This window comes from Sinorhizobium sp. 22678 (assembly GCF_052044265.1).
Classification (GTDB): domain Bacteria; phylum Pseudomonadota; class Alphaproteobacteria; order Rhizobiales; family Rhizobiaceae; genus Sinorhizobium; species Sinorhizobium meliloti_A.
Genome location: NZ_JBQEMS010000004.1, coordinates 41,113 through 58,860 on the forward strand (window position 1 = coordinate 41,113; position 17,748 = coordinate 58,860).

At 64.4% G+C, this 17,748-nt stretch carries 15 protein-coding genes; 13 read left to right on the forward strand and 2 right to left on the reverse strand.

The features are described 5' to 3' along the window. Nucleotides 1–3 precede the first annotated feature (3 nt). Nucleotides 4–1,287, reverse strand: coding sequence for an ABC transporter substrate-binding protein (locus ACTJKL_RS07785; RefSeq protein WP_275597044.1), 1,284 nt, complete (start codon nucleotides 1,285–1,287; stop codon nucleotides 4–6). A gap of 193 nt (nucleotides 1,288–1,480) precedes the next feature. Here ACTJKL_RS07785 and ACTJKL_RS07790 point away from each other — a divergent pair, with 193 nt between their 5' ends. From ACTJKL_RS07790 to deoA, 13 genes are all read left to right on the forward strand, one after another. Then, nucleotides 1,481–2,158, forward strand: a complete 678-nt coding sequence (locus tag ACTJKL_RS07790) for a TetR/AcrR family transcriptional regulator (protein WP_018093752.1) — start codon at nucleotides 1,481–1,483, stop codon at nucleotides 2,156–2,158. Nucleotides 2,159–2,280: 122 nt separating this feature from the next. After that, complete coding sequence (locus ACTJKL_RS07795; protein ID WP_440852624.1) at nucleotides 2,281–3,429, forward strand: Gfo/Idh/MocA family protein; 1,149 nt, start codon at nucleotides 2,281–2,283, stop codon at nucleotides 3,427–3,429. 3 nt (nucleotides 3,430–3,432) lie between these two features. Continuing rightward, a complete protein-coding gene (locus tag ACTJKL_RS07800) occupies nucleotides 3,433–4,596 on the forward strand; it encodes a dihydrodipicolinate synthase family protein (RefSeq protein ID WP_440852625.1) in 1,164 nt (387 codons plus the stop codon). 9 nt (nucleotides 4,597–4,605) lie between these two features. Then, nucleotides 4,606–6,021, forward strand: coding sequence for an enolase C-terminal domain-like protein (locus ACTJKL_RS07805; protein ID WP_440852626.1), 1,416 nt, complete (start codon nucleotides 4,606–4,608; stop codon nucleotides 6,019–6,021). 17 nt (nucleotides 6,022–6,038) lie between these two features. Further along, entirely contained in the window at nucleotides 6,039–6,863 is an 825-nt protein-coding gene (locus tag ACTJKL_RS07810) for a sugar phosphate isomerase/epimerase family protein (protein ID WP_440852627.1), read from the forward strand. A gap of 87 nt (nucleotides 6,864–6,950) precedes the next feature. After that, the gene (locus ACTJKL_RS07815) at nucleotides 6,951–8,261 is read left to right on the forward strand and encodes a Gfo/Idh/MocA family protein (RefSeq protein ID WP_440852628.1); all 1,311 of its coding nucleotides are present in this window, start codon (nucleotides 6,951–6,953) and stop codon (nucleotides 8,259–8,261) included. A 53-nt stretch (nucleotides 8,262–8,314) separates the two neighbouring features. Continuing rightward, nucleotides 8,315–10,534 carry a heavy metal translocating P-type ATPase gene (locus ACTJKL_RS07820; protein WP_440852629.1) on the forward strand — a complete coding sequence of 740 codons (2,220 nt, stop codon included), beginning with the start codon at nucleotides 8,315–8,317 and terminating at the stop codon, nucleotides 10,532–10,534. A 277-nt stretch (nucleotides 10,535–10,811) separates the two neighbouring features. Further along, nucleotides 10,812–12,347 carry an ABC transporter ATP-binding protein gene (locus ACTJKL_RS07825; RefSeq protein WP_275597037.1) on the forward strand — a complete coding sequence of 512 codons (1,536 nt, stop codon included), beginning with the start codon at nucleotides 10,812–10,814 and terminating at the stop codon, nucleotides 12,345–12,347. Continuing rightward, nucleotides 12,344–13,477, forward strand: coding sequence for an ABC transporter permease (locus tag ACTJKL_RS07830; RefSeq protein ID WP_127708786.1), 1,134 nt, complete (start codon nucleotides 12,344–12,346; stop codon nucleotides 13,475–13,477). The genes ACTJKL_RS07825 and ACTJKL_RS07830 overlap by 4 nt, the downstream gene beginning before the upstream one ends. Nucleotide 13,478: 1 nt before the next feature. Next, nucleotides 13,479–14,450 carry an ABC transporter permease gene (locus ACTJKL_RS07835; RefSeq protein WP_018093761.1) on the forward strand — a complete coding sequence of 324 codons (972 nt, stop codon included), beginning with the start codon at nucleotides 13,479–13,481 and terminating at the stop codon, nucleotides 14,448–14,450. Between the two features lie 2 nt (nucleotides 14,451–14,452). Next, a complete protein-coding gene (locus ACTJKL_RS07840) occupies nucleotides 14,453–14,848 on the forward strand; it encodes a cytidine deaminase (RefSeq protein WP_003536146.1) in 396 nt (131 codons plus the stop codon). Continuing rightward, the gene (locus ACTJKL_RS07845; protein WP_440852630.1) at nucleotides 14,845–15,642 is read left to right on the forward strand and encodes a purine-nucleoside phosphorylase; all 798 of its coding nucleotides are present in this window, start codon (nucleotides 14,845–14,847) and stop codon (nucleotides 15,640–15,642) included. Before ACTJKL_RS07840 ends, ACTJKL_RS07845 begins: the two co-directional genes overlap by 4 nt. Before the next feature lie 6 nt (nucleotides 15,643–15,648). Further along, a complete protein-coding gene (gene deoA, locus ACTJKL_RS07850; RefSeq protein WP_440852631.1) occupies nucleotides 15,649–16,965 on the forward strand; it encodes a thymidine phosphorylase in 1,317 nt (438 codons plus the stop codon). Between the two features lie 103 nt (nucleotides 16,966–17,068). Here the strand turns inward: deoA and upp are convergent, their stop codons facing one another. Next, on the reverse strand, nucleotides 17,069–17,698 hold the full coding sequence (gene upp, locus ACTJKL_RS07855) for a uracil phosphoribosyltransferase (RefSeq protein WP_440852632.1): 630 nt from the start codon (nucleotides 17,696–17,698) through the stop codon (nucleotides 17,069–17,071). Nucleotides 17,699–17,748: the final 50 nt, after the last annotated feature.

Here is a 17,748-nt window from a genome sequence, read left to right on the forward strand (position 1 = left end):
TCCTTAACCTCGTGCGAGGATTTGGCTGACCTCGTTCACCAGCGTCTCGCCTCCTTGCTTGGCGTCGAGCTGACCGAAGCCGACCTGTTCGGCGACGTTGCGCAGAGCGAATTCCGCCTCGCCGGCACCGCTGGGCGGCGGCGGCGGCAGATCGCCGGCAAGCGCTCCGAGGCCCGAGACATAGTCGAGCATGGCGCGGCCGAGCTCGTCGAGCGTCGACGCCAGTTTCTCGCGTACGGCTGCCGATTCCGGTACGCCGCGCTCGACGCCCAGGATTTCGGCGGCTTTCGGGTCCTTGACGAAGAAGTTGACGTATTTTGCGCCGAGTTCCGGGTCCTTGGTCTGGGCCGAGACCGAGAAGAACATCGACGGCTTGCGATAATGGCCGCCCTTCGCATCCTTGTCGATCAGTGGATGGCTTCTCAGCGCCAGTTTGTCCTTGTTTATGCCCTGATAGGCGACGAACTGATTGGAGTGCGCGAAGGAAGCGGCCGCCTTGCCGAGCGATAGGGGGCTCGTCTCCACATTGTACTGGTCGAGCGCCTGGATGTCCGGCGGGACGCAGGCCTTGTCCTCGCGCATTTTCTGCCACATGGCGAACCATTCGGCCGCATCGTTCGCATCATAGGCGATCTTGCCGTCCGCGGTGAACAATGCCTTGCCGCGCTGGCGCAGCCAGTTTTCGAACAGCGGCTCGACCGCGCTGCCGTCGGAGAGGCCATAGAAACCCTTGCGCTTGCCGGCCTTGGTGATCTCGGCGCCCGTCCGCGCCATCTCTTCCCAGGTCGTCGACGGCGTCGGAAGTTCGATGCCGGCTTCCTCGAAAGCGGCGGCATTGACCATCATCGCCGCCGAATTGGCGCCGAGGCTGATGCCGTAGAGCTTGCCTTCGACGCTGCCGCCCTTGATCTGCACCTGGTCGAAATCCTCGACCTTGAGCACGGAACCGAGATAATCGTCGAGGGGCGCGAGCGCGCCGCGCCGGGCATATTCGACGATGTAGCGATAGTCCATCTGGATGATGTCGGGCGCATTGCGCCCGGCCACCTGGGTGGCAAGCCGCGGCCAGTAGTCGCTCCAGCCGAGGAATTCGCCGTTGATGGCGACGCCCGCGTTCTGTTCCTGGAAGAGCTGATTGACCTTGTTCGTGCGGTCGGCACGGGCCTGTGAACCCCACCAGAGCACCCGCAGCCGCGCCTCCTGCGCAAAGGCGGGCCCCAGTGCGGACATCGAAAGAAGTGCCGCCCCTCCCGCGAGTACGTTTCGCCTGCTGATCTTATGCGTCATCTGTTCCTCCTCCCTTCGGAACGCCTCCACAACGTTCCGGCCTCTTGCAACAAATAACTATTTGGTTACAAGTTATGGAGAAGCAGTGATCCTGTCAAGCAGTTGTGTGCCGAACTGTCATTGGCTTGTAAATTATTTTGACAAAGTTGCACCGAAGGCCGTTAAAGGCAAGAGGTTGCGGAGGTTGCGCGTGATGGACAAGATAAGAGGCGAGGCGAAAGGGAGGAGCGGGTCCGGGGGACGGGCGGAGCGGGCGCTTCAGCGCGACCCCGAGCGCACGCGTGCCTCGATCCTCGCCGCCGCGACCCGGGAGTTCGCCGAAAACGGCATAGGCGGCGCCCGCGTCGATTCCATCGCCGAGAGGGCCGGCATCAACAAGCGCATGCTCTACCACTACTTCGGCGACAAGGAACAGCTTTATCTCGCGGTCCTGGAGGAGGCCTATGTGGGGATAAGAACGGCAGAAAAATCCCTTAATCTCAGCGACTTGGAACCCGAGCAGGGAATTGCTGAGCTTGCCATGTTCACCTGGGACTACTTCCTGGAACATCCGGAATTCCTGAGTCTCCTCGGCACCGAGAACCTGCACCGGGCCCGCTGGCTGCGTCAGTCGACGCGTCTAAAGGAACTGCATTCGAGCTTCATAGATAAGCTCTCCGACCTTCTCCGGCGCGGCAAGGCCGAGGGGCTCTTTCGGCCCGATGTCGATCCGCTCAACCTCTATCTGACGATCGCCGCCCTCGGTTATTTCTACCTTTCCAACCAGTACACGCTCTCGACGATCTTCGGCCGCGACCTCATGGACAAGAGCAATCTCGACGTCTGGAAGCGCCATATCGTCCATGTCACGCTGGCGTCGATCCGGCGCTGATCCAGGCACATGTCGTTTTTTTTGTTGACAAGTGCGATTCTCCTCTGCCACAAAGTAACCGATTAGTTACTGGCTTGGGAGGGCTGGTTCTTCCCCTCACCGGCCTCTCAGGGAGGAACGGCATGCCGCGTTTGGGTATAATATTGCACGGTGTCACCGGCCGCATGGGCTACAACCAGCATCTGGTGCGCTCGATCCTGGCCATCCGTGATCAGGGCGGGATCACGCTCCAGTCGGGCGAAAGGCTGGAGATCGATCCGATCATTGTCGGCCGCAATCGCGACAAGATGGAGCAATTGGCCAAGCGCCATACCATCGCCCGCTGGTCGACCGATCTCGACGCGGCGCTTGCCGATCCGAACGACCAGATATTCTTCGACGCCGGCACGACGCTGATGCGTGCCGAGCTCATCGGCCGCGCGCTCGACGCCGGCAAGCACGTCTATTGCGAGAAGCCGATCTCCGACGATCTGAGGACGGCGGTCAAGCTGGCGCGGAAGGCACGCACCTCCGGGCTCAAGCATGGGGTCGTGCAGGACAAGCTGTTCCTGCCGGGCCTTCGCAAGCTGGCCCTGCTGAGAGAGTCGGGCTTTTTCGGCAAGATCCTCTCGGTGCGCGGCGAGTTCGGCTACTGGGTGTTCGAAGGCGACTGGGGCGTTCCGGCCCAGCGGCCCTCATGGAACTACCGGAAAAAGGACGGCGGCGGCATCATCCTCGACATGCTCTGCCACTGGCGCTACGTGCTCGACAATCTCTTCGGGGAAGTGAAGGCCGTCTCCTGCCTCGGCGCGACCCATATCCCAAACCGTATCGACGAACAGGGCCGCGCCTACGACTGTGACACCGACGACGCGGCCTATGCCACCTTCGAACTTGAAGGCGGTATCGTCGCGCATATCAATTCCTCCTGGGCGGTGCGCGTGCGGCGCGACGATCTGGTGACGTTTCAGGTCGACGGAACCCATGGTTCCGCTGTCGCCGGACTCACGAAATGCTGGACGCAGCACCGCGTCAACACCCCGAAACCGGTCTGGAATCCCGATCAGCCGCAGACGATCGATTTCTACAGGACATGGGACGAGGTGCCGGATACGCAGGCCTTCGACAACGGCTTCAAGGCGCAGTGGGAAATGTTCCTGCGCCACGTCGCGGAGGACGGCCCCTGGCCCTATGGGCTCGAGGCCGGCGCCAAGGGCGTACAGCTTGCGGAACTCGGCCTCAAATCCTGGGCGGAGCGCCGCTGGCTCGACGTTCCGGAATTGGAGCTCTGAGCCATGGTCAGCATCAAGCTTCCAATCGAAGGCAGGCTTGCCAGCTACGACCTCACGGGTCGGCCGGTGCCTTTCAACAGGCGTGACGCCAAGGCCTTTTCCAGGGTCGCCTTCGCCGCCGCCCATGTGGTCGCCGATCCGCTCGCCGACAACGATCCCTGGCTGGCGCCGGCGATCGACTGGGAGTGCACGCTTGCCTTTCGTCACCGCCTCTGGGATCTCGGTCTCGGCGTTGCCGAAGCGATGGATACAGCCCAGCGCGGCATGGGCCTCGGCTGGCCGGAAGCGCGCGAACTCATCCGCCGCTCGCTTGCCGAAGCGCGCGGCCGCCAGGGCGCGCTGATCGCCTGCGGCGCCGGCACCGACCATCTGGCGCCTGGGCCGGACGTGTCGATCGACGATATTCTCCGGGCCTATGAGAGCCAGATCGAGGCGATCGAGGCAGAAGGAGGCCGGATCATCCTGATGGCGAGCCGGGCGCTTGCCGCCGCGGCGAAGGGCCCGGAGGACTATATCCGCGTCTACGACCGCGTTCTCTCGCAGGTGAAGGAGCCGGTGATCATTCACTGGCTCGGCGAGATGTTCGATCCGGCGCTCGAAGGCTACTGGGGCAATGGCGACCACATGGCGGCGATGAAGACCTGCCTCGAGGTCCTCGAGGCGCATGCCGCAAAGGTCGACGGCATCAAGATTTCACTCCTTTCCAAGGAGAAGGAGATCGTGATGCGGCGGCAACTGCCCAAAGCCGTGCGCATGTATACCGGCGACGACTTCAACTATGCCGAACTCATCGCCGGCGACGAGGAAGGGCATTCGGATGCGCTGCTCGGCATCTTCGACGCCATCGCGCCGGTGGCTTCGGCGGCGCTGGAAGCGCTGGGCAGCGGGCGAAACGGCGAATTCTTCGAATTGCTGGAGCCGACGGTGCCGCTCTCGCGCCACATCTTCAAGGCGCCGACGCGTTTCTACAAGACCGGCGTCGTCTTCCTTGCTTATCTGAACGGCCTTCAGGACCATTTCATCATGATCGGCGGACAGCAGAGCGCCCGATCGCTCGTCCATCTCGCCGAGCTTTTCCGCCTTGCGGACAAAGCCGGGGTTCTGACCGATCCGGAGCTTGCCGCCGCCCGCATGCGGCGCGTGCTCGCCGTGCACGGCGTCGAGTGAGGCTTTGCGATGACGCAAGCCCCGCGCGTCAGGCTGGCCGAAGCGGAGGTTTTCGAGCGGCCGGTCGAGTTCCGTTTTCCCTTCCGCTTCGGCTCGGCGCGCGTTGCGAGCGCGCCGCAGGCCTTCGTCCGGGTGCGGGTGGAGGATGCGCGCGGCCGGTCCGCCATCGGCTGGTCGGCAGAGATGATGATGCCGAAATGGTTCGACAAGAACCCGGGTCTTTCGCCGCAGGACAATATCGAGCAGCTGCGTGCCTCCTTGCGTCTGGCGGTCGAAGGGCTGACCTCGCTGCAGGCGCAGACCCCCTTTGGACTGCACGCGGCTGCCGAGGGTGATCACCACCGGGCGGCAGCCGGGCATGGCCTGCCAGCCCTTGTCGCCTCCTACGGCCTGGCGCTCCTTGATCGCGCCATCCTCGACGCGGTGTGCCGCATGACCGGAGCAAGCGCCGCCGAGGCGGTCAGAGGCAACCTGCCGGGCATCACCGACGCCACCGCGCCCGATCTGGGAGGCTTCGACCTTGCGCGGTTCCTCTCGCGCCTCGAACCCGGCCCGAGGCTGGCCGTTCGCCACACGATCGGCCTTGCAGACGCGCTGACGGCGGCCGATTTCGCGCCCGGGCAGCGGCTGGAGGACGGCCTGCCACAGACGCTGGAAGAGGTGATCGCCGCCTATGGCCACCGCTATTTCAAGATCAAGGTATCGGGGCGCCCGGCCGAAGACACCGAGCGTCTGCTCGCCATCGCCGCCATTCTCGACCAGGGCGTCGATGCGTATCGGGTGACGCTCGACGGCAACGAACAGTTCGAAAATGCCGATGCCGTTGCCGATCTCCTCGACCGGATCGCCGAAGAGCCGCGGCTCGAAAAATTGAGCGCCTCGGCGCTCTTCTTCGAGCAGCCGATCGCTCGCGCCGAGGCGCTGTCGAAACCGGTCACGGAAGTCGCCCGGCGGATGCCGCTCGAAATCGACGAGTCCGATGGCGATATCGGCGCGTTTCTCCGTGCCCGCGCGCTCGGTTATGCCGGCATCTCCTCGAAGTCCTGCAAAGGCTTCTACCGGGCACTCATCAACCGCGCTCGCGTGGAGATGTGGAACGCCGAGGCCGGGACCGCATGCTGTTTCATGTCCGCCGAGGACCTGACCACGCAGTCGGGCCTGGCGCTCCAGCAGGATCTCGTGCTGGCAGCGCTTATCGGCGCCGGCCACGTCGAACGCAACGGTCACCACTATGTCGACGGCATGGCCGGCGCCCCGGCGGCAGAGCAGGCCGCCTATCTCGCCCGCCATGGCGATCTCTACGAAAGAGCTTCCGGGCGGGCGCGGCTGGCGATCCGCGGCGGCGAAATCACCTTTTCCACCGTCTTGCGGTCCGTCGGTCTCGGCTCATCCGTCGAGCCGGGCTGGGCGGCGACGGTGTCCTGAAATCGGGAGGAAAACATATGCTGGTCGAAGGGCTTTCCATCAATCTGGCGACGATCCGGGAGCAGTGCGGCTTCGCCGAAGCCGTGGATATCTGTCTAAAGCACGGCATCACGGCGATTGCGCCCTGGCGCGACCAGGTGGCGGCGATCGGGTTCGACGAGGCCGTGCGTATCGTCCGCTCCAACGGTCTGAAGCTCACCGGGCTATGCCGCGGCGGCTTCTTTCCGGCGCCGGAAGCGTCAGGACGCGAAAAGGCGATCGACGACAACAGGCGCGCGGTGGACGAGGCAGCGGAACTCGGCGCCGATTGCCTGGTACTGGTCGTCGGCGGCCTTCCGGGAGGTTCGAAGAACATCGACGCGGCGCGGCGGATGGTTCTGGAAGGGATCGCGGCAGTGCTGCCGCATGCGCGCGCGGCCGGCGTGCCGCTTGCGATCGAGCCCCTGCATCCGATGTATGCCGCCGACCGCGCCTGCGTGAACACGCTCGGACAGGCTCTCGATATCTGCGACACCCTTGGCCCGGGCGTCGGCGTGGCGATCGACGTCTATCACGTATGGTGGGATCCCGATCTCGACGAGCAGATCGCGAGGGCCGGCAAAATGCAGGCGATCCTCGCTCATCACATCTGCGATTGGCTCGTCCCCACGAAGGACATGCTGACGGATCGCGGCATGATGGGCGACGGCGTCATCGACCTCAAGGGTATCCGGCGCCGGATCGAGGCGGCCGGCTTCCACGGGGCTCAGGAGGTCGAGATCTTCTCCGCAGACAACTGGTGGAAGCGTCCGGCCGAGGAGGTGATCGCGACCTGTGTGGAACGCTACCGGAACTGCTGCTGATATGCTGGGGCAGGATGTGTCTCCTACAAAATATGACAGGGCAAAATATGACAGGGCAAAATATGACAGGGATTGCGTGAGGATATGATGGACAACAAGCGTCGCTTTGCGCTGGTCGGCACCGGCAACCGCGGAACCACCATGTGGGGCAGGGATCTTCTGGCCGGCTGGCGCGGCCTCGTCGATCTGGTCGCCATTGCCGATACGAACGCGCTGCGGGCCGAGCGCGCCCGCACGATGATCGCCACCAATGCGCCTGTTTACGGCAATGTCGATACCATGCTTGCCGAAACGCGCCCCGATCTCGTCATCGTCTGCACCCCGGACGACACGCATGACGATATCGTCGTGCGCGCCCTGGAGTCCGGCGCCGACGTCATCACCGAAAAGCCGATGTCGACCACGGTCGAGAAGATCCGCCGCATTCTCGACGCGGAGAAGCGGACCGGGCGGCGGGTGGACGTTTCCTTCAACTACCGCTTCGCGCCGACCGCAGCACGCATCAAGGAACTCCTCAATGCCGGCGAGATCGGCCGCGTCACCTCGGTCGATTTCCACTGGTATCTCGATACACGCCACGGCGCCGATTATTTCCGCCGCTGGCACGCCTATACGGAACGCTCGGGCAGCCTCTTCGTGCACAAGGCGACACACCATTTCGATCTCCTGAACTGGTATCTCGACAGCGATCCGGACGCGGTCAGCGCCTTTGCCGACCTGCAGATGTACGGCCGCAAGGGACCGTTTCGAGGTCCCCGCTGCAAACTCTGTCCTCACAAGAGCGAGTGCGACTTCTACCTCGATCTCGAAGCCGATCCGTTTCTCGACTCGCTCTATGAGGAACCTTCCGAAATCGACGGCTATTTCCGCGACGGCTGCGTCTTCCGCAAGGATATCGACATCCCCGACACGATGGTCGCGAATATCCGCTACCGCAACGACGTCCACGTCTCCTATTCGCTCAACACCTTCCAGCCGATCGAGGGCCATCATATCGCCTTCAACGGTACGAAGGGCAGGATCGAGCTTCGCCAGTACGAGGACCAGCCGTGGGAGACGCCGGCGGAGGACATGATCCTGCTCGTCCGCAACTTTCCGAAGGGCAAGGCGGCGATCGAACGGATCACGGTGCCGCATTTTCCCGGCGGACACTATGGCGGCGACGACCGGCTGCGGAATACGCTCTTCGCGCCGGATGCGAAGGATCCGCTTGGACAGCGCGCAGGTGCGCGGGCCGGCGCCATGTCGGTCCTTTGCGGCATTGCGGCGCTTCAGAGTTCGCGTACGGGCAAGATCGTCCGCCTGGCCGATCTGATGCCGGAATTGTTCACCGACGGGGCGCAGGCGGAACGCAAGCTCGCGGCGAATGCCGGGTGGCCCGCGCATTTTCCCTCTTGAACCTCTAGTTGCTAGAGGACTTAGCCTGCTTCCGGTTTCGTAAGGAGCATGGAATGACAGGCATATTTCGGGAAACGAGATTCCGCGTCGATGGGATGGATTGCGCGTCCTGCGCGACCAAGATCGAAACGGCCGTCAGGCGGGTTGCGGGGGTCGAGGACGTGAATGTCTCGGTGGCCGCCGGCACCATGACCGTCCGGCATGCGGCGCGCGACGATATCGGCGCCCAGGTGATGCGGAAGGTCGGCGGACTCGGCTACGGGCTTGCGCCGCTTGACGTTGCGGCAGAACGGCAGCCGGCTCAGAGCGAGCACGCCTGCTGCGGCCACGAGCATGTTGCAGGCGGCCCGCACCAGGATCACGGCCATCCGACAATCCTTCCGGCAGGCACGAAGCCGTCGTCCCATTTCAGGGCGCCCTTGCCATGGTGGCGAACGGCAAAAGGCAGGTTCACGCTCGCCTGCGGCGTTGCCCTTGCCGCAGCCTATGCCATCGGCCAGTTCGTTCCCGGTACCGAGCCCTGGATTTTCATCCTCGCCATGCTCGTCGGCCTGGTGCCGATCGCGAGACGCGCGCTCATGGCAGCACTTTCCGGCACGCCTTTCTCGATCGAGATGCTGATGACCATTGCGGCAGCCGGTGCCGTCTTCATCGGCGCCGGCGAGGAGGCGGCCATGGTCGTCCTCCTGTTCCTGATCGGGGAACTGCTCGAGGGTGTTGCCGCGGGCAAGGCACGGGCGAGCATACAGGCGCTGACGGCGCTCGTGCCGAAATCGGCGCTCCTCGAAGAAAACGGCAGGACCGTGGAGGTCCCCGCCGAAAGCCTGGCCCCTGGCGCCATCGTCCTCGTCCGTCCCGGCGACCGGCTTCCCGCCGACGGTATCATCGTCTCCGGCGAGAGCGGCGTCGACGAGGCGCCGGTGACCGGCGAGAGCACGCCCGTCCTGAAGGAAGCCGGCGCGAACGTCTTTGCCGGAACCGTCAATGGTGACGGCGCGCTGCGGGTGCGCGTCACCGCCGCCGCAGCCGACAACACCATCGCGCGCGTCATCAGGCTTGTCGAAGAGGCGCAGGAGAAGAAGGCGCCGACGGAGCGTTTCATCGATCGCTTCTCCCGATATTACACGCCGGGCGTGGTGCTCGTCGCGGCATTGGTCGCGATCATCTCGCCGCTCGCCTTCGGCGGCCTGTGGCAGGACTGGATTTACAAAGGGCTCGCGCTTCTCCTGATCGGTTGCCCCTGTGCCCTCGTCATCTCCACGCCGGCCGCGATCGCGGCGAGCCTTTCGGCAGGTGCGCGCCGCGGTCTTCTGATCAAAGGCGGCGCCGTCCTCGAAAATCTCGGCAGGATCACAGCCGTCGCCTTCGACAAGACCGGAACGCTCACCGAAGGCAGGCCGAAACTGACCGACATCGTCGCCTTCGGCAGATCGGAAGCGGAGGTGCTCGACTACGCCGCTGCGCTCGAACAGGGATCCAGCCATCCGCTGGCTCGTGCCGTCCTGTCGCGTGCCGAAGCCGATGGATTGGCGCTCCTTCCCGTCGAAGGCGCCAGGGCCATCGGGGGCAAGGGCGTTGCCGCTTCCGCAGACGGCGTCGAGCTTTTCCTCGGCTCGCCCGAGGCGGCCCGGGAGCGCGCGCCGCTGGCGGCGGATGAACTGGCTCGGATCGAAACCCTGCAGGGTGAGGGGAAGACCGTCTCCGTGCTCGTCGTCGGCGGGAGGGCAGCCGGAGCGCTTGCCATGCGCGACGAACCGCGTGCGGATGCCGCGGCGGGCCTGAGGGCGCTCGCCGCTCAGGGGTTGCGGGTGGTGATGCTCACCGGCGACAACCGGGCGACGGCCGAGGCGATCGCCGGCCGGCTCGGGGGCATCGAGGCGCATGCAGGGCTTCTTCCCGAGGATAAGCAGCGCATCGTAAGCGGGCTCAAGGCCGAAGGTCTCGTCGTGGCGAAAGTCGGCGACGGCATCAACGACGCGCCGGCTCTGGCGGCGGCGGATGTCGGCATCGCCGTTGGCGGCGGCACCGACGTGGCGCTGGAAACGGCCGACGCGGCCAGCCTCCATGCCCGCGTCTCGGACGTCTCGGAGATGGTGAAGCTGTCACGGGTGACGATGCGCAACATTCACCAGAACATCACGATCGCACTCGGGCTCAAGGCGGTGTTCCTGGCGACGACCATTGCCGGCGTGACGGGCCTCTGGCCGGCGATCCTCGCCGATACCGGCGCGACCGTCCTGGTGACGATCAACGCATTGAGGCTGCTGCGTTAGTTGGCCGGGATTCAGCCCGCGACCTTCCGCAAGGCCCCCCAAACCCTCCCCACAAGGGGGAGGGAAGCGGCTTCACGCACCCGCGCCATGGATGCAATCTCCCTGTGTATATTCGCGCTGGACTCTCACCGGCGATCCTATGAGAGTATAAGGAGATTTCGTCGCCCAGGCTTTCGCGCCTGAAAATCGATGATAAACTTATACCAAATGGTAAAAAAATTGTCGGCACGGTTTCTGCGATGAGCCGAAGCGGGCAAAAAGGGGATCGCAGGCCAATATGAACAATATTGCCATCGAATTGCGTGGAATAGACAAGAGCTTCGGGCTGGTCCACGCCAACAGGAACATCAATCTCAAGGTTCGCAAGGGCACGATCCACGGCATCATCGGTGAAAACGGTGCCGGCAAGTCGACGCTGATGTCGATCCTCTATGGCTTCTATCAGGCCGACAACGGTGAGATCCTGGTCGACGGCAAGCCTGTTTCCATTCGCGATCCGAATGCGGCGATCTCCGTCGGGATCGGCATGGTCCACCAGCACTTCATGCTGGTCGAGAACTTTACCGTGCTCGAAAACGTCATGCTCGGCGCCGAGGACAGCCAGATCCTCAACAAGGGCATCGCCAAGGCGCGGCAGGAGCTGAAACGGCTCGAGAAGGAATATGCGCTCGAGGTCAATCCGGACGCCCTGATCGAGGAGCTGCCGGTCGGCCTCCAGCAGCGCGTCGAGATATTGAAGGCGCTTTATCGAAGGGCCGATATCCTGATCCTCGATGAGCCGACCGGCGTCTTGACGCCGGCTGAGGCCGATCACCTGTTTCGCATCCTCGGCCAGCTCAAGGCGCAGGGAAAGACGATCATCCTCATCACCCATAAGCTGCGCGAGATCATGGCGATCACCGACGAGGTGTCGGTCATGCGCCGCGGCGAAATGGTGGCGACGCGCACGACGCGTGAAACCTCGGTCGAGGAACTGGCCGAGCTGATGGTCGGTCGGCGCGTGCTGCTGCGTGTCGAGAAGGGCGAGAGCAATCCCGTTGACGTGAAGCTCGCCGTCCAGGGGCTGACGGTCAAGGACAGCCGCGGCGTGACCATGGTCGATAACGTCTCCTTCGAGGTTCGTGCAGGCGAGATCGTCGGCATCGCCGGCGTGGCCGGCAACGGCCAGTCGGAACTGCTCGAAGCGATCGCCGGCATCCGCAAGGCCGCCTCCGGGACGGTTCTCCTCAACGGCAAGCCGGTGGACGTGACCGGCAACGCGGACCCGGCGAAACTGCGGGATCGCGGACTGGCGCATGTGCCGGAGGACCGGCATCACGTCGGGCTCGTGCTCAAGTTCGAGGAGTGCGAAAACGCGATCCTCGGTTACCACCATGACCCACGCTTCTCCAACGGCATGTTCCTGAACATCGATGCGATCCGCAAGGATGCCGAGGAGAAGATTGCCAAATATGATATTCGCCCGCCGAATGCGCGGCTGAGGACGGCCAATTTTTCCGGTGGCAACCAGCAGAAGGTCGTGCTTGCGCGCGAGATGGAGCGGGATCCGGACGTCCTCATCATCGGCCAGCCGACCCGCGGCGTCGACGTCGGCGCGATCGAATTCATCCACAAGCGGATCATCGAGATGCGCGACCAGGGCAAGGCCGTTCTGCTGGTTTCGGTCGAGCTCGACGAGATACGTTCCCTTTCCGACCGCATCCTCGTGATGTTTGCCGGACGCGTCGTCGGCGAACGCAGCCCCGAAGCGACCGAAGGCGAGCTCGGCCTGCTGATGGCCGGTGTCGAAGGCCGCAAGGAGGCCGCAGAATGAGTACGCCCTATGCGAAACTCCCGGTATGGGTGGAATATGGCCTCATTCCGCTGATCAATCTTGCCGTCGCCTTCCTCGTCGCCGGCCTCGTCGTTCTCCTCGTCGGCGAAAACCCGCTCGAAGCCGCCTATCATCTCATCAACGGCGCCTTCGGCCGCGGCGAATATATCGGCTTCACGCTCTATTACGCGACGACCTTCATCTTCACCGGGCTCGCGGTGGCGGTCGCCTTTCATGCCGGTCTTTTCAACATCGGCGGCGAGGGCCAGGCCTATGTCGGCGGCATCGGCGTGGCGCTCGCCTGCCTCTGGCTCGACCAGACTATGCCCTGGTACGTGGTCTTCCCGCTCGCCATCGTCGGCTCCGCCTTCTTCGGCGCGCTCTGGGCGTTCCTGCCCGGCTGGCTGCAGGCCAAACGCGGCAGCCATATCGTCATCACCACCATCATGTTCAATTTCATCGCCTCCAGCCTGATGGTCTATCTGCTGACACGCGTGCTGAAGCCGCTCGGCTCGATGGCGCCGCAGACGCGCACCTTCGCCGAAGGCGGGCAATTGCCGAAGCTCGACTGGCTGCTGTCGATCTTCGGCCTCAATATCGGCACGGCGCCGTTCAACATCTCGTTCCTCCTGGCGCTGGCGGCCGCCTTCGCGGTCTGGGTGCTGATCTGGCGCACCAGGCTCGGCTACGAGATGCGCACCATGGGCCATAGCCCGTCCGCCGCGCGCTATGCCGGTATCAGCGAAAGCCGCATCACCGTCGTCGCCATGATGATATCAGGCGGCCTTGCCGGCATGATGGCGCTGAACCCGATCATGGGCGAGCAGTTCCGCATGCAGCTGGATTTCGTGCAAGGCGCCGGCTTCGTCGGCATCGCGGTCGCGTTGATGGGGCGCTCGCATCCGGGCGGCATCATTCCCGCCGCGATCCTTTTCGGCGTGCTCTATCAGGGCGGCGCCGAGATCGCCTTCGAGATGCCTTCGATCTCCCGGGACATGATCGTCATCATCCAGGGTCTCGTGATCCTCTTTGCCGGGGCGCTCGAGAACATGTTCCGCCCGGCGATCACGCGCGCCTTCGCGATGCGCGGCCAGCGCGCGGCCGCCGTCGTGCAGACCAAGGGAGCCTGAAATGGACTTCTTCCACGTTCTCGTCGTGCTCCTGGAATCGACGATCCGCGTCTCCGTGCCGCTGGTCTTCGCAGCCCTTGCCGGTCTGTTCACCGAGCGCGCCGGCGTCTTCGACATCGGCCTGGAGGGCAAGATGCTCGGTGCGGCCTTTGCCGCCGGGGCGGCGGCAGCCGTCACGCAGTCCGTCTGGGTGGGGCTCGTTGCGGCGATCCTCGTTTCCGTGGCCCTCTCGCTCGTCCACGGCTATGCTTCGATCACCCAGCGCGGCAACCAGATCGTCTCGGGTGTGGCGATCAACTTCATCGTTGCCGGTTCCACCGTGATCCTGGGAGAGGCCTGGTTCCGGCAAGGCGGCCGCACGCCGGCGCTCGCCGAAGGCGCGCGGTTCCAGACGATCAACTTCCCCGACGCGGACATGATCCGCGAAATTCCCGTCCTCGGGCCGGTCTATGCGGACCTCCTGTCCGGCCATTTCCTGCTCACCTATCTCGCCTTCGCCATGGTGCCGATCAGCTGGTGGATTCTCTACCGCACCCGTTTCGGCCTGAGGCTGCGCGCCGTCGGCGAGAATCCGGGCGCGGTCGATACCGCCGGTATCTCGGTGATCTGGCTCAGATACCGGGCTGTCATCTGCTGCGGCATTCTCTGCGGCTTTGCCGGCGCCTATCTTTCGCTGGCGATGACGGCGGGCTTCGTCAAGGGCATGACGGCGGGCAAGGGCTATATCGCGCTTGCGGCGCTGATCTTCGCCAAATGGCGGCCGCTCAACGTCATGTTCGCCTGCCTGCTCTTCGGCTTCCTCGATGCGCTCGCGATTCGTCTGCAGGGCACGCCCTTGCCGCTTATCGGCCAGGTTCCGGTGCAGCTCATGCAGGCCCTGCCCTATATCCTCACCGTCATCCTGCTTGCCGGCTTCATCGGCAAGGCCATTCCGCCGAAGGCGGGCGGCGTACCCTATGTGAAGGAGCGCTAATCATGTCCAAGGACGAACTCTTTGTCGCGGCGCGTGAAGCCATGGCGAAGGCGCATGCGCCCTATTCCAAGTTTCCGGTCGGCGCCGCCATTCGCGCCGAGGACGGCAGGATCTATACGGGCGCAAACATCGAGAACCTGTCCTTTCCGGAGGGCTGGTGCGCCGAGACGACGGCGATCAGCCATATGGTGATGGCCGGCCAGCGCAAGATCACGGAGGTCGCGGTGGTCGCCGAGAAACTCGCGCTCTGCCCGCCCTGCGGCGGCTGCCGTCAGCGGCTTGCGGAATTTTCCGGCGCGAGCACCCGCATCTATCTTTGCGACGAAACGGGGATCAGGAAGACGCTGGCGCTCTCCGACCTGCTGCCGCACAGCTTCGAGACGGAGATTCTCGGATGACGGCGGCGGCGGACTTCCTCGGGGGCAAGCTCGGAGCGCTTGCGCCCCGCTACGGGATCGTGCTCGGGTCCGGCCTCGGCTCGCTGGTCGACGCGGTGGCGGAGCCGCTGCGCATCCCCTATGCGGAGATCCCGGGCTTTCCGGTGAGCGGCGTTTCCGGCCATGCCGGCGAGTTCGTGGCGGGCAGGATCGGCAACACTCCCGTCGCCGTGCTTTCCGGTCGTGCCCATTATTACGAACGCGGCGACGCCAGTGCCATGCGCGTGCCGATCGAGACGCTGAAGCGGATCGGCGTCGAGAACCTGATCCTCACCAATTCCGCCGGTTCGCTGCGCGAAGACATGCCGCCGGGCTCGGTCATGCGCATTGCCGATCACATCGCCTTTGCCGGCGCCAATCCGCTGATCGGCGTCGAAAGCGACGAGCGTTTCGTCGGCATGACGAATGCCTATGACGCGGCGCTGGCCATAGGGATGGAGGAGGCCGCCGAACGCCTCGGCATCCCGCTCGCGCGCGGCGTCTATATGTGGTTCTCCGGGCCGAGCTTCGAGACGCCGGCCGAAATCCGCATGGCCCGTATCCTCGGTGCCGATGCGGTCGGCATGTCCACGGTGCCGGAGGTCATTCTCGCCCGGCTCTTCGGACTGAAGGTCGCCGCCGCCTCCGTCGTCACCAATTTTGCCGCCGGCATGACCGGGGCGGAACTCAGCCATGAAGAAACCAAGCAAATGGCACCGCTCGGCGGCACGCGGCTGGCGGCAATCCTGAAAGAGATGATCGCGAGCGAAGGCTGAACGGCCATGCTTCCGCAGGAAATCATACGAAAGAAAAGGGACGGCGATCGGCTTGATCCGGCGGATATCGCCGGTTTCATCGCCGGTGTGACCGATGGCTCGGTTTCGGAAGGGCAGGCGGCCGCTTTCGCCATGGCGGTCTGGTTTTCCGGAATGAATCGCGACGAATGCGTGGCGCTAACGCTGGCGATGCGCGATTCCGGGGAAACGCTCGACTGGAGCGATCTCGCACGCCCCATCGTCGACAAGCACTCGACGGGCGGCGTCGGCGACAATGTCTCGCTGATGCTGGCGCCGATCGTCGCCGCCTGCGGTGCCGCCGTGCCGATGATTTCGGGCCGGGGGCTCGGCCACACCGGCGGGACGCTCGACAAGCTCGAATCGATTCCCGGCTATGACATCCAGCCATCGCCCGAGCTCTTTCGGCTGGTGGTCGATGAGGTCGGCTGCGCCATCATCGGCCAGACCGCCGATCTCGCGCCGGCCGACAAGCGCCTCTATGCGATCCGCGACGTGACGGCCACGGTCGATTCAGTGCCGCTGATCACCGCATCGATCCTTTCGAAAAAGCTCGCCGCAGGCCTCGGGTCGCTGGTCCTCGACGTCAAGCTCGGCAATGGCTCCTTCATGACGGATCCCGCCGAAACCGAAGTCCTGGCGCGTTCGCTGGTCGAGGTCGCCAATGGCGCGGGCGTGCGCACCTCTGCGCTGATCACCGACATGAACGAGCCACTGGCGGACGCGGCCGGCAACGCGCTCGAAATCGAGAGCTGCCTGGCCTATCTGCGCAGCGAGAAAGCGGGAACCCGCCTCGATCAGGTCGTGATGGCCCTGGCTGGGGAAATGCTCGTTGCAGCGGGTGTCGCGGCGCATGAAGCCGAAGCCGAAGCCATGGCCCGGCGCGTCCTGGGGAGCGGGGAGGCGATGGAGCGTTTCGGCCTCATGATCCGGCGGCTCGGCGGGCCTGGCGATTTCGTGGATCGCCCGGGCGCCTATCTTGCCGGGGCGCCCGCGGTCCTTGCCGTGCCGGCGGGCCGGAACGGCTATCTGGCGTCCTGCGAGACGCGCGAATTGGGAATGTCGGTCATCGCACTCGGCGGCGGGCGCACCCGCCCGGATGACCGGATCGATCATCGCGTCGGTTTTTCCGGCCTGCGACCGCTCGGGACGAAAGTCGAAAAGGGCGAGCCGATCGCCTTCGTCCATGCTGCCGACCGAAGCCAGGCCGAAGCGATCGCAAAGCGGGTTGCCACGCTCTATGCGATCGCAGACGAGGAGCCGGGGCAACGGCCGGTGGTCGTTTCGAAGCTGAGAGCGGGGTGAGGAAAAGCGTGTGCGGTTTTGCGCCCGCATCCCGCGCCTTATCGGACTCGTTGACGAAATGCAGCGTCGTTTTCCGAGGCGGCAGGACGGCAGACCGACAGCGCTACTTCGTTCCGTACATGCGGTCGCCCGCATCGCCGAGGCCCGGCACGATATAGCCCTTCTCGTTGAGATGGCTGTCGATCGAGGCCGTGAAGATCGGAACGTCCGGATGGACGCCCTGGAAGTTGCGGATACCCTCCGGAGCGGCAAGGAGGCAGAGGAAGCGGATGTTCCGCGCACCGCGCTCCTTGAGCTTCTCGATGGCCGCGATCGAGGAATTGCCGGTGGCGAGCATCGGGTCGACGACGATGACGAGGCGCTCGTTGATGTTGTCCGGCGCCTTGAAGAAATATTCGACCGCCTGCAGAGTCTCGTGGTCCCGGTAGACGCCGATATGCGCAACGCGCGCCGAGGGTACCAGTTCGAGCATGCCCTCGAGCAGGCCGTTGCCGGCGCGCAGGATGGAAGCGAAGACGAGCTTCTTGCCCTCGAGCACCGGTGCGTCGGTTTCCACGAGAGGCGTCTCGATCCGTTCGGTCGTCAGCTCCAGATCGCGCGTGACCTCATAGCAGAGCAGCGTCGAGATTTCCTTGAGCAGCCGGCGGAAGCCCGCAGTCGACGTTTCCTTCTTGCGCATGATGGTCAGCTTGTGCTGCACCAGCGGATGACCGATCACCGTTACGCCGTCCATGGCTCATCTTCCCCGCGAAAATTGGCTATCCACCCTCTTTTCCATGGAAA

Bases quoted from the DNA above. Each gene is read 5' to 3' on its own strand.
- ACTJKL_RS07785 (WP_275597044.1), bottom strand. From the start codon at position 1,287: ATGACGCATAAGATCAGCAGGCGAAACGTACTCGCGGGAGGGGCGGCA.
- upp (WP_440852632.1), bottom strand. From the start codon at position 17,698: ATGGACGGCGTAACGGTGATCGGTCATCCGCTGGTGCAGCACAAGCTG.
- ACTJKL_RS07815 (WP_440852628.1), top strand. From the start codon at position 6,951: ATGGACAACAAGCGTCGCTTTGCGCTGGTCGGCACCGGCAACCGCGGA.
- ACTJKL_RS07795 (WP_440852624.1), top strand. From the start codon at position 2,281: ATGCCGCGTTTGGGTATAATATTGCACGGTGTCACCGGCCGCATGGGC.
- deoA (WP_440852631.1), top strand. From the start codon at position 15,649: ATGCTTCCGCAGGAAATCATACGAAAGAAAAGGGACGGCGATCGGCTT.
- ACTJKL_RS07830 (WP_127708786.1), top strand. From the start codon at position 12,344: ATGAGTACGCCCTATGCGAAACTCCCGGTATGGGTGGAATATGGCCTC.
- ACTJKL_RS07840 (WP_003536146.1), top strand. From the start codon at position 14,453: ATGTCCAAGGACGAACTCTTTGTCGCGGCGCGTGAAGCCATGGCGAAG.
- ACTJKL_RS07790 (WP_018093752.1), top strand. From the start codon at position 1,481: ATGGACAAGATAAGAGGCGAGGCGAAAGGGAGGAGCGGGTCCGGGGGA.
- ACTJKL_RS07805 (WP_440852626.1), top strand. From the start codon at position 4,606: ATGACGCAAGCCCCGCGCGTCAGGCTGGCCGAAGCGGAGGTTTTCGAG.
- ACTJKL_RS07825 (WP_275597037.1), top strand. From the start codon at position 10,812: ATGAACAATATTGCCATCGAATTGCGTGGAATAGACAAGAGCTTCGGG.
- ACTJKL_RS07820 (WP_440852629.1), top strand. From the start codon at position 8,315: ATGACAGGCATATTTCGGGAAACGAGATTCCGCGTCGATGGGATGGAT.
- ACTJKL_RS07835 (WP_018093761.1), top strand. From the start codon at position 13,479: ATGGACTTCTTCCACGTTCTCGTCGTGCTCCTGGAATCGACGATCCGC.
- ACTJKL_RS07800 (WP_440852625.1), top strand. From the start codon at position 3,433: ATGGTCAGCATCAAGCTTCCAATCGAAGGCAGGCTTGCCAGCTACGAC.
- ACTJKL_RS07810 (WP_440852627.1), top strand. From the start codon at position 6,039: ATGCTGGTCGAAGGGCTTTCCATCAATCTGGCGACGATCCGGGAGCAG.
- ACTJKL_RS07845 (WP_440852630.1), top strand. From the start codon at position 14,845: ATGACGGCGGCGGCGGACTTCCTCGGGGGCAAGCTCGGAGCGCTTGCG.